This is a genomic window from Streptococcus caledonicus (assembly GCF_042656225.1).
Taxonomy (GTDB): domain Bacteria; phylum Bacillota; class Bacilli; order Lactobacillales; family Streptococcaceae; genus Streptococcus; species Streptococcus caledonicus.
Window position 1 is genome coordinate 1 of record NZ_JBHSOJ010000022.1, and the last position, 11,583, is coordinate 11,583.

Below are 11,583 nucleotides of genomic sequence, written 5' to 3' on the forward strand. Positions count from 1 at the left end.
AGATGAGTGTAGGTCATTTATGTTAGTCCCTTTCAGACAAATGTGGTAGTTTATCTGAGACTAACATAGATGGCTTTTTCTGTCTAGCTTAATTTTACAACGCGGGAAAAACAATCGTTTCAGAAGTTTCATTCTGAAGGGATGTTTAAGTTACTGCTTTTTTCTTAATCCTTGCCTATACACAAAAATTAGGTAACTATTACATTACCTCCGTTCCCTTTCTCTCTTCTTATAGCTATAATGATGATTATAGAGCACCTTCTAATTTCAGAGGTAGAAAGCGAGATATTTTTATGTTATTTGATAACCGAAAACGTTATAGCATTCGAAAACTCCAAGTTGGGGTAGGGTCTGTTCTCATTGGAACCTTGCTGATCGGACTACCGACACAATTCGTTCAAGCTGATGGTAAGGATGAAGTAGCAATCAGTTCACCACCCAGTACAGAGATTTTTTCTCATACAGAAGCCAGTCAACTAAAAGAAGAGCAACCGGCGATAGTTTCGGATGCGGAAATCTCTAAAACTGAGAATCGCACTGATGATACGAAAATCAAAGGAAGCGAGATTTCGGAAACAACTGACGCTACACTTGAAACGAAAATATCTGAAAGAGGTCACTCAAACTCAGATTCATTAGCCACATTAGAGCAAGAAGTCATCGGCAATAGTACACCTACACCTGGTTCATCTCAAATAGACAGCCTCCAACCTGCTGAAGCCACTTTACCTGAAATAGCTCAAACAAAACCAGAAACAACGAGCCTAAGAAATTCTACACAAGCACAGGAAATCAAATCCCCTCAAGCAAGTGATGGTATCGTTAATAAAAAGTCAACAACTGTTCCAATGGCTTATGAAGAAGATGTTAATAATACGCATAAAAGCGTAACTTACCAAATAGGATATCACTATGATGGTATCGGCAACAATAAAAAGATTACTCATATAACTTGGACTGTCTCTTTCAACAACGCTGGAGAAAATTGGGTTGGACCTAATATGATTTTTATGCTCCCCAAAGGAGTTCAATTAGAAAACATTGATTTTGAAAGGACTGGCGAAAAGAAAGAACGTTTCCAAATAAAGGATTCTCATTTTTTCACTGGCGATTTCGATCATACCTATGGATATTTAAAACGAGACAATGGTAGCTATAACTATCAAAGCGAGTGGGACACACATGTTTCTCGTGTAGAGCCTGATAAACAGGGATTTTCACCAAATGATTTCTCCACTATGTTAATCGTTAAAAAAACAGGTAAAACCTATCTGGATACATCAGATAAGTATCGATATCAAATTACTGCGAAGCTATCTGATACAGTCGATCCCACAAATCTTCCATTCTTAACGGGGATAAATCAAATCACTCAGGGAGCTGGGAACTGGTATCGTTTTAAAGGTGAGAAAATAAATCAAGAAGAAAAGAAAAAATTTGAAGACACCCTCAAAAATGAACTAGTCAAAAAGTTACTAGAACAAGTTGAAAGGGAAAAGCAGGAAGAAAAAGGTATAGGAGACAGCTCCTTAATAATTTCTCCAGCGCCCAAGCCTAAATCAACACCTGAGATGGCCCCTAAGTCTGAGGAGAGAGCAGTGCCCGAGGCTAAGCCAGAGACTGAGCCTAAACCAGCGCCTGAGGCTGAGCCAGAAACCGAGAAAAAGCAAGTACCGGAAGTAAAACCAACACCCGAGGCTGAGCCAGAAACCGAGAAAAAGCAAGTACCGGAAGTGAAACCAACACCCGAGGCTGAGCCAGAAACTGAGGCAAAACCAACACCTGAGGCTAAGCCAACACCTGAAACAAAACCAGCACCTGAGGCTAAGCCAGAAACCGAGAAAAAGCAAGTGCCGGAAGTGAAACCCATGCCCGAGGTGAAACCAAAACCTGAGGTAGAACCAGAACCTGAGGTGAAACCAATGCCCGAGGTAAATCCAGAGACTGAGGTGGAACCAGAACCTGAGGTAAATCCAGAGACTGAGGTAGAACCAAAACCTGAGGTAGAACCAAAACCTGAGGTAGAACCAGAACCTGAGGTGAAACCAATGCCCGAGGTAAATCCAGAGACTGAGGTGGAACCAGAACCTGAGGTAAATCCAGAGACTGAGGTAGAACCAGAACCTGAGGTGAAACCAATGCCCGAGGTAAATCCAGAGACTGAGGTAGAACCAGAACCTGAGGTGGAACCAGAACCTGAGGTAAATCCAGAGACTGAGGTGGAACCAGAACCTGAGGTAAATCCAGAGACTGAGGTAGAACCAGAACCTGAGGTGAAACCAATGCCCGAGGTAAATCCAGAGACTGAGGTGAAACCAGAGACTGAGGTGAAACCAATGCCCGAGGTGAAACCAGAGACTGAGGTGAAACCAATGCCCGAGGTAAATCCAGAGACTGAGGTAGAACCAGAACCTGAGGTGAAACCAGAGACTGAGGTGAAACCAGAGACTGAGGTAAAACCAAAACCTGAGATAGAGCCAAAATCTGAGAAAAAACCATCGCCTAAGTTTAAATCAACCCTCCCTCCCAAAAATGAACAACCTAGAGAATCTACTCCGATTGTTCCTAAAACGTCAATGACTCCTGATGTCAGCAAGGAAGTTCAAGTAAAATCTAACAAAATGGAATTACCTGCAGAAAATTTGGAGATAAAAGTCAAGCAAATACCTGTAACATCCAAAACGAAGACAACTTCTATTCAGAGAACAGCTCAGTTACCGATGACTGGTGACCTACCGTCGATCTTAGCCTTGTTGGGTAGCAGTCTACTAGCATTATTAGGAATTACACAAATCAAGAAAAGCAAGGACTAACCTCCCAAATGATTTTGCAACGATTTAACTTTCCAGTTATTTTGCTATCAGAGCTATACGTTGGACTCTCTCTCTAAACAGTAGAGCACTGTCCTTTGTAAGCTGTAAGGGATTGTGAAAACCACATCCTAGAAAGGACTGAACTGCTTCTTTTAAGTGGACAATACTATAATATAAAAGATTGAGCAGCGGCCTTGTTCCTCGTTTAAAGAGGTGCAAAGCCGTTTTGATTCCCTTGAAATCATTCGCTATTGTATAGTTATTTGAATTAAGAACAGGACACAGATGGATCATTTTAACCCGCGATAATACTATTGGTTATTCTATTATTTATCCTAATCTTTTTTTCAATTTACTATAATGCATGCTGCCAGATGAAAAAAATCATCAGAGAAGAACTTAGATTCAGATTTTGAATTTAAAGTAAGTATAAAAACAGATACAGTAATCCGTATCCACTGAAGCGACTTTTATATAGAAGCATCGTACTTCTCTAGAGTTAAGAATAATCCTTCTCGTTGACAATGTTAAAAAAGACAATATCCATAAGTTTTCAACAGTATTTTGGTATCCTTATTTCATTCATCAGTAGCCTTGAGTTCCTTTACCGCTACCTACTCTTTCAGCCATCCTCAGAGCACAAAATCTCAAGAAATATCATGTTTTGGTACTAGTAGGTAAACGAGTTCTTGCTGATCAAACTTATTTTTAGCTCAAAAATAGTCTTCATCAATATCATTTAAGAAACAGCACTAACGGTAATCTCCTAGTGTATGAAAGTCTCGTTAATTGTCTTATGTTGGAAGTCAAAAACCTCCAGCAAATATTAAGCATGTATGAAAGTAGATTGATTAAGTGAAAAAAACTAACAATATAAAGATAGCATTAATAATATTTAGATAACCTTAAGATTGTCTTATCTTTAGATAAAATCGTCACGAAGCCTATTGTAAAGTCAAAAAAAGCCTGTAAAATTAAGTATGAATAAATAAAAGGAGTTAAAAATTAAATGAAAATTCAGTATATCATGTCAAAATGATTAAGAGGAAAAAGCATGGATTAGTATGGTAAGTACATAATGTTGGCAGTAACAAATGTCATGACTTCGACAGTTCATGCTAAGGAAAATACTACCGATCGATTTACACGATTTGCAGAGTAAAGTGAAGGTCAATGGGTATATTGTTCCGGCAGCTGATGAAAAGTTTATTGAGGAGAAAGTCTTATCAAAACTTTCTTATCCAGGAGGAGGAACAGCTCAGTTAACAGGAGAGGTTACTGTAACTGTGCTAGCTAAAGCTAGTGTTGATAAAGTGTGCTATGTTTTAGGCTCTATGAAAGAAAGGTTGCCGTTTATAACAAATCCCGATGGAAGCGTAGGATTTAAGGTTACACACTTTAGTGTTTATGTACTTGTTTATAAAGTGGTAGAATAACCAAGACAGGATATGGATACTATATCTGAGATGCGACCAAAAGATGGGATGCTTGTGCAGATGTTAAGTCTCAACCAAAGCCATGAGATGAACAAGAAAGAACCTGGTCGGTCACAAAAAAGTCATCGTGATAAGGAACAAATGAAAGTATTGGAATTAAAACCAATCGTTAAAGAGCAGTTGTGTTTAACATCAAATCATGATGTCATTGAATCTAATAAAGCAATGGCATGTCGTATACCGAAAAACTTCCACGAGCAAATTCATTGGAATCAAGTCTAACAACAGAGTTGGTGGTATTTCTAGGCGTTTTAGGAGTTTTATCATTTATAATCTATGTGGTGAAACGTCATCGTAAATCTATGAAGTAGAGAATTACAGTACATAGAGAGGTTAAAAAACTCTTTTCTATGTTTATTTAAAATTGATTGAAAGGAGAAAACAATAAAATGATTTTAATGATTGTTGGAGCTATTTTCATACTCCGACTAGCTTTTTTAACGATTTCTAAGAAAAATGAGGCTGATATTCTAGCAAATGGTGGTATTGAATATGGCGTTAAAAATACGAAATTACTAACCGTTGCTCATATCTTATTTTATCTAGGATGCTTCGTGGAGGCTTATGTACGTCATACAATACTTGATCAGGTAGGTTTCTTAGGGCTAGGTTTACTTTTATTTGCCTTTATCATGCTTTGTGTTGTTATCCATTTGTTATCTGATATTTGGACTGTTAAGCTGATGATTGCTAAAAATCACCAATTTAACAATCACTGGCTATTTCGTGTCGTGAAACATCCTAATTACTTTTTAAATATTGCGCCAGAACTAGTAGGTCTTAGTTTGCTATGTCATGCTTGGTGGACCTTGATTTGTGTCGGTCCATTTTATGCTTTGATACTTCGTAATCGGATCGTTGAAGAAAATAACCTTATTATCACACAAATACTACCTAATACGGAAAACAACTGTAAACATGTAACGGGTGAAGGCAGAAGGTTTTAACTAGAATTGGTGCTCATATTTTGTCATAAAATGCTACAATAGGAGAAAGAAATTATTGAACCTTTACGAGGAGGAAAGTGATGTATACGATATTGCTTGCTGAAGATGATCAGGATATTGTTGAATTACTCAGATTATATCTAGAAAATTCGTCTTATACAGTATTGATTGCTAACGATGGCGAAGAGGCTTATGAGCTTTTTAAGCAAAATCAGGTAGACTTAGCGATTGTCGATATTATGATGCCGAAATTGGATGGTTATGGGCTGACAAAATTAATCAGACAGGATAGTAATATCCCAATTATTATTTTATCGGCTAAAATGTCAGACATGGATAAAATTCTAGGCTTAAATATTGGTGCTGATGACTATATCACAAAACCTTTTAATTCTTTGGAAGTTGTAGCGCGTGTGCAATCGCATTTGCGTAGGTTCTATGAACTGAATTCAAAATCGAAAGAGACAAAGGAAATTGTTGCGGGCTCTCTGAGATTAAATATTGATGAGGTGTTGTTAAGGAAAAATGGAGAACCTATTGCAGTAACGGCGACAGAATTTAAAATTCTTCAAAAATTGATGGAATACCCAGGGCAAATTTTTACGAAATTGCAGTTGTATGAAGAGATTAATGGAAGTCATCAATTTATAGATGGTGATGAAAGTACAATTGTTGTTCATATTTCTAACCTTAGAGATAAGATTGAAGATGATCCTAGACATCCTGACTATATAAAAACGATGAGAGGTATAGGCTATAAATTTGAAAAGCAGACCTAAAAAAAGCGTTAGCTTAGTTCGAATGCTCCTATCTCAATTCATTATCTATATGGTTGTTTTATTTGTGGCAATATTTACTTGGATTTTTTTATCACTAATTATGCTGGAGAAAGTAACGATGGGTATTTCCATGACTGATCTTTCTAAAATTGAGAAGGAATTGAAGCGTGAAAATTTTGCAGATAAATCTCTTTCTATTATTAATAGATATGGTCAATTTTATGAAGTCATTTCTGATGGAAGTGTTATTTATTCTAGTAATCCCTCTAAAAGTTACTCTTTTTCTCCAGAGGAGTTAGAGATTATGCTACCTTATGATACAGAATCTTATTATACAAGTACAAGGTACACGGAAGTTGATGGTAAAGGACGTTATTTTATTCAGAAAAATAAGGAAATCGCAGATAAATATGTTGCTTCAGGAGTAATTGTCGAAGAAGAAGAGTTTGTTTATTTATTAGACGAGCAATTAAATGTTTTAATTGCGAATACGTCAACGCGAAAAGAGAGTTTTACACCACGTGAAATTGGTCTATTGACTCAAACCTTGTTTGATGATTTTCACGTCTATAAGTATGACTTTAAGACTAATAGTGGTAAAAAAATGACATTAGTTATGTTTAGGCCATACGATATTATGCTGGTAGAACAACGTTTTTATGACAGTACCATCTTTAATCTTGGAATTTTATTAATTATTGTTACGATAATTATTATCGTATTTACATGGCGCCTAAATAAAAGAATCTCTATGCCGTTGAAAGTATTGAATGACGCTATTAAAAAATTATCTCAAAAAGATCGGATTGAGACAGTTACCGATTACAATGGTCCGAAAGAATTGATGGAAATTTTTAAAACCTTCAATATAGTATCTCTTGAATTTTATAATAGTGAGAAGAAGCGTCAAGAAGTTGAAGAAAGTAATCAAACGATGATTGCCAACCTTTCTCATGATTTAAGAACACCTGTGACGGTAATTCAAGGTTATTCAAAAGCCTTGGCAGATAATTTGATTGCTAATGAGACACGTGAACGTTATACGCAAATTATTTATCAAAAAGCTGTCTTGTTAGATGAATTGATTTCATCCTTGTTTGATTTTAGTCAAGCACAGCATCCAAAATTTCAATTGCAGACCAAAACGATAGACTTTTGTGAATATTTAAGAAGTTACTGGGCAAAACATTATGATGAATTCATTTTGCAGGATTATGAATTGGAGATAGATATCCCAGAAATTGCCTATTATGCTCAATTAGATACTACAAGTTTTACAAGAGCCTTGGACAACTTGTTGAATAATTTTTTGAAGTATAATCCTCCAAAAACGCGATTGACCTTTACCTTGAAGCGTGAGAAACATGTGTTAATTTTGTCAATTGCTGATAATGGAACAAAAATATCCAAAGAGGTAGCAAAAACCCTTTTTCAACCTTTTGTCACTGGCAGTCCTGCCCGAACTGCTGGCAAGAGTGGTGCAGGGTTAGGTTTGTCCATTGTTAAACAATTTGTTATAATGCATCGTGGTAATATTATTCTCCGCACGGAAAATGTAGCTCCTTATTCTAAGATATTTGAGATAACCTTACCGATTGATTCGTATAAAAAATAATATTGTAAAAACTCTAAAGACGGATAAAAACTACTCATAATAAGTTCTTATTTAGACCGTACCTGCTCAGGTTATTTTGTGTTAGTGTTATAATTGTTTAGTTTTTTAATATTAAGATTAAGATAAATTGTCTTAGTGTTACAATTCATTATAAAATATAAATGATGATAACTGTATAATGTTGGCACTCGAAATATATTAAAAACTTCCAAAGTCAGTGATTTTGGAAGTTATTTTTGTCAAGGACAGTATTTGATCAAAATATAGTCATTCCACTTTAAAGAACTGTTCTCAAACACTCCTCAATTGTTTGGCACTAAGCGAGTAGTTTTATGACGCTTTTTTTTAGGATTACCCAAGATTTTTCAATGGGGTTACATTTAGGTGGCTAGGTTGGTAGGGGTTAAAAATAGTAACCTTGTGAAATGCAGGTCTTGTCTAGCGCTTTCTTTGGATGGAAACTGGCATTATCCATGACAATAACATATGAGCCGCCTAATACTGGTATAAGGTAATTGTCGAATCATTTGATAAAGAACTCACTGATCACATGTTGTTTATAAATTAAGTGGGCAATAAAACGCTATCAATCTGATCAACGACAATCGATATCCATCCGTTCAAATCATCTGCCACTAATGTGCTATAAACCTTTTGTTCGCGTTTTGCTCTGCCATTTTTCCGATAAAGGGAGGTGTCAATACCTGTTTCATCGATATAAAACAATGGGAATCATGATTAATGCAGACAGGATACCCAGGAATTGTTCTACGCTTTATGGCTTTTGCTCGTGATAGGTAGTGGCCTTTTTTTTAAGTGATGCCATGTTTTCTGAAAGATTTCCATACGGCATTGATGGTGCAGCAACAGTGCTCGGTGATTTCACGTATATAAGCTTTTGAATGTTCTTCAACGTAGGCGAGGAGCTCGTTTTTAGGAAGTTTCTGGGGGAGGTTCTCTTGAGCTGTCCTCTAAATGACTTTTGGTTCCTAACATTACTTCCTATTTTTTTAGGGTTGTGAGTCTCATTTTGAAAACACGGCAAGCTTCTACTTTGGTGTGGCCTTCATTGACAACATCTAAGGCGGGTTGTCTAAAATCTTGGATAAAGGTCATAAAGATATGATAACACATTTTTGAAGTGGAAGGACTGTAATGACTGTCCAAGTGTTTATGTTTATCTAAAATTCATTTCAACCTCATATTGGGGGCATAAAGACTAAATGATGATTGATTAAAAAAGAAATAGTAAACACATTTGCTACGAAGTGGTTCTTATAGGCCAGTCAGTATTCAAAGCTATCAAAATGAAAAATTTTGGCATTCTGTGGGGAGATTGTTAGACATTATTGGATGTTTCAATATCAAAAAAGTATAACTAATCTTTACTTACTTCATCATAATTCCTTAACTCGGATGGTTTCACTCCATACTCTTTTTCAAATTTTTTATAAAAGAAGGTGCGGTTTGAAAACCCGGTTTGTTGGGCAATGTCTTGAATGGAGAGTTGAGTGGATTCGATGAGGAGTTTGGCGCGTGAGAGGCGTTTCTGATGGAGGATTTGGGTAAAAGTTTTGCCGCTTCGTTCCTTGATGAGATTACCAAGGTAATTTTTATTGAAATTGAGTCTTTTAGCGGCATCTTTCAGGGTAAGTTTGGAAAACTCTTGGTCTATTAATTCAAGCACTTTAGCAAAGGGATCATTGGTCTTTGTTAAAAGATTTTCCTGTGTCACTTTAGATAAGGTCCGTGCTAAATGATACATGAGAATGGAAAGATAGTTACTGATGATTTTATCAGAAAAATCTCCCGGGAAGAAATATTCTTCCAATAATTGATTAAGGATGGGAATAACAGAATGTGTTTTTTCGGCAGGAAAAATGGCAAAATTACTCTGTTTTTTATCTGAGAGTGTCTCGTTGAGAAGAAGTTGGTAAATAAGACTATTATGACTCTGTAGTTCGGATAGCCAATCCAATGAGATGGACTTATCACGAAATAAAATGTTAATTAAGATATCATCCTCACCGAGGGATTTGATAGATTGTACACTATCGGTGTCCATCAGGATAAGATCACCTGTTTGAAAGTGATAAGTCTTGCCATTGATTACCTGTTCACAAGTGCCGTGATAGACATAGTTGATTTCAAGGAATTGATGAGAATGAGCAGGGTAATCTGCAAAACGACTATGCTTACTAATGTAAACTTCTTTATTTGTTCCAAAAATTTGCTGGCTAATGATTGGAATATCGGCATCATTTAGCTGTTTTAATTCTGGAAAATCACTGACAAACTGGTGTTCAGAGAGCTGCTTTTCTTCGTGTTCTGTATGAAGAAATAGGAAATTTTTAAGTTTAGTCATAATGTCCTTGTTAATCTGTAAATTTGATACAATTTTACTGTTTTTAGGATATTGTAGCAAAAATAGTAGAAATGGTAAAATCATAAATGTAAACGATAACAAAAAAATAAGAAAGGACGATTGAATGACTTATCATGTTGCCGTTGATATTGGTGCTTCAAGTGGGCGTGTGATTTTGGCAGATACGCGTCAATCCCTTGAATTAACTGAAATTCATCGTTTTAAAAATGGTTTTACGAAACAAAATGGGCATGATCGCTGGAATGTTAGTCAACTACTCAATGAAATTTTAGCAGGACTTGAAAAAGTAAAAACCAAAGGTGTTATGGACTGTACCGTTGGTATTGATACCTGGGCAGTTGATTATGTTCTCCTAGATAAAGAAGGAAACTTGCTAGAGGAGCCGATAGCTTACCGTGATGCTAGAACGCAAGGCATGATGGAAAAGGTTTTTGAAAGTATTCCGAAAAATGTTGTCTATGAAAAGACAGGGATTCAATTCTTAAATTTTAACACATTGTATCAATTGTGTGCTGAAGAAAGAGAGTTGCTTGAAAAGTCGCAAGATATCTTGTTGATTCCTGATTATATTGCCTATCGTTTAACGGGCCAAAAAGTTGGTGAAGTAACAAATGTCTCAACGACTCAATACCTTAATATTCACAGTCGTGATTATGATAAAGACTTGCTGGATGTGGCTGGAGTTTCTCTTGATCAATTGCCTGAGTTAATGGAAACAGGAACAGTTATTGGAGAAATCTTACCAGAACTTCATGAGACCTATGATTTGCCTAAAGCACGGGTGATTGCCGTAGCAACTCATGATACAGGCTCAGCAGTTGTTGGAGTTCCAGCGACCTCAGAGAATTGGGCTTATATCTCAAGTGGCACCTGGTCTCTCATTGGTGTAGAAAATAGCGAACCGTTGGCAACTCAACCTGCTTTTGAGGAAAATTATACCAATGAATGGGGAGCCTACAAAACTTACCGCTTCCTCAAAAACATTACTGGCATGTGGGCTGTTCAAGAAATTGCTCGAATGTTGGATTATCAGTATTCTTTTGCAGAAATGGCAGAGCAGACCTATCAGGTAGAGCCGTTCTTGCAGTATATCAATCTCAATGATGACCGTTTCACCAATCCAAAGAATATGATTGAAGAGATTCAAGCTGCTTGTCGTGAGAGCAACCAAATTGTTCCAAAAACAGTAGGCGAATTAGTCATGTGCGTGTATTCCAACCTAGCATTGGCTTATGCCCATGAATGGAAGGTGTTAGAACGTCTGACAGGAAAAGAGTTGGAAGTACTTCATATCGTTGGTGGTGGTAGCAACGTGAAACTCCTTAACCAATTAACGGCAGACGTTATCGGAAAACCAGTTATCGCAGGCCCAAGCGAAGCGACAGCTATTGGAAATATTATGGTACAAATGATTTCGTCTGGTGAATTAGAAAATCTGGCAGAAGCGCGAGCTTGGTTGTCCAAAAATCAAGCATTCGACCGCTATGAACCACAGCCTATTGCAGACCGAGATCACTTGAAACAATATCAAAAATTAGTATTTTAAT

At 36.6% G+C, this 11,583-nt stretch carries 9 protein-coding genes; 7 read left to right on the forward strand and 2 right to left on the reverse strand.

The window, feature by feature from the left end; all coding sequences use genetic code 11:
- The first annotated feature begins 293 nt into the window (after window positions 1-293).
- The 6 genes from ACFPQ3_RS08285 to ACFPQ3_RS08310 all read left to right on the forward strand — a co-directional run bounded on the left by ACFPQ3_RS08285 (window position 294) and on the right by ACFPQ3_RS08310 (window position 7,650).
- The gene (locus ACFPQ3_RS08285) at window positions 294-2,813 is read left to right on the forward strand and encodes a YSIRK-type signal peptide-containing protein (RefSeq protein ID WP_380434029.1); all 2,520 of its coding nucleotides are present in this window, start codon (window positions 294-296) and stop codon (window positions 2,811-2,813) included.
- Window positions 2,814-3,976: 1,163 nt separating this feature from the next.
- The gene (locus ACFPQ3_RS08290) at window positions 3,977-4,249 is read left to right on the forward strand and encodes a hypothetical protein (protein WP_156806700.1); all 273 of its coding nucleotides are present in this window, start codon (window positions 3,977-3,979) and stop codon (window positions 4,247-4,249) included.
- Window positions 4,250-4,261: 12 nt separating this feature from the next.
- Window positions 4,262-4,531 carry a hypothetical protein gene (locus ACFPQ3_RS08295; protein ID WP_156806699.1) on the forward strand — a complete coding sequence of 90 codons (270 nt, stop codon included), beginning with the start codon at window positions 4,262-4,264 and terminating at the stop codon, window positions 4,529-4,531.
- A 167-nt stretch (window positions 4,532-4,698) separates the two neighbouring features.
- Window positions 4,699-5,256 carry an isoprenylcysteine carboxyl methyltransferase family protein gene (locus ACFPQ3_RS08300; RefSeq protein WP_156806698.1) on the forward strand — a complete coding sequence of 186 codons (558 nt, stop codon included), beginning with the start codon at window positions 4,699-4,701 and terminating at the stop codon, window positions 5,254-5,256.
- Window positions 5,257-5,336: 80 nt separating this feature from the next.
- Window positions 5,337-6,035: a response regulator transcription factor gene (locus tag ACFPQ3_RS08305; protein WP_156806697.1), complete on the forward strand. Its 699-nt coding sequence runs from the start codon at window positions 5,337-5,339 to the stop codon at window positions 6,033-6,035.
- A 64-nt stretch (window positions 6,036-6,099) separates the two neighbouring features.
- Window positions 6,100-7,650, forward strand: a complete 1,551-nt coding sequence (locus ACFPQ3_RS08310; RefSeq protein ID WP_198039920.1) for a sensor histidine kinase — start codon at window positions 6,100-6,102, stop codon at window positions 7,648-7,650.
- Window positions 7,651-8,214: 564 nt separating this feature from the next.
- Here ACFPQ3_RS08310 and ACFPQ3_RS08315 read toward each other — a convergent pair.
- Window positions 8,215-8,376 carry a hypothetical protein gene (locus ACFPQ3_RS08315; protein ID WP_162012369.1) on the reverse strand — a complete coding sequence of 54 codons (162 nt, stop codon included), beginning with the start codon at window positions 8,374-8,376 and terminating at the stop codon, window positions 8,215-8,217.
- A gap of 652 nt (window positions 8,377-9,028) precedes the next feature.
- Entirely contained in the window at window positions 9,029-10,015 is a 987-nt protein-coding gene (locus ACFPQ3_RS08320) for an AraC family transcriptional regulator (protein WP_156806695.1), read from the reverse strand.
- 124 nt (window positions 10,016-10,139) lie between these two features.
- Here ACFPQ3_RS08320 and rhaB point away from each other — a divergent pair, with 124 nt between their 5' ends.
- Complete coding sequence (gene rhaB / locus ACFPQ3_RS08325; RefSeq protein WP_156806694.1) at window positions 10,140-11,582, forward strand: rhamnulokinase; 1,443 nt, start codon at window positions 10,140-10,142, stop codon at window positions 11,580-11,582.
- The last annotated feature ends 1 nt before the right edge of the window (window position 11,583 follow it).

Coding starts and splice junctions, on each gene's coding strand:
- ACFPQ3_RS08285 (WP_380434029.1), top strand. CDS start 294: ATGTTATTTGATAACCGAAAACGTTATAGCATTCGAAAACTCCAAGTT.
- ACFPQ3_RS08305 (WP_156806697.1), top strand. CDS start 5,337: ATGTATACGATATTGCTTGCTGAAGATGATCAGGATATTGTTGAATTA.
- ACFPQ3_RS08320 (WP_156806695.1), bottom strand. CDS start 10,015: ATGACTAAACTTAAAAATTTCCTATTTCTTCATACAGAACACGAAGAA.
- rhaB (WP_156806694.1), top strand. CDS start 10,140: ATGACTTATCATGTTGCCGTTGATATTGGTGCTTCAAGTGGGCGTGTG.
- ACFPQ3_RS08295 (WP_156806699.1), top strand. CDS start 4,262: ATGGATACTATATCTGAGATGCGACCAAAAGATGGGATGCTTGTGCAG.
- ACFPQ3_RS08300 (WP_156806698.1), top strand. CDS start 4,699: ATGATTTTAATGATTGTTGGAGCTATTTTCATACTCCGACTAGCTTTT.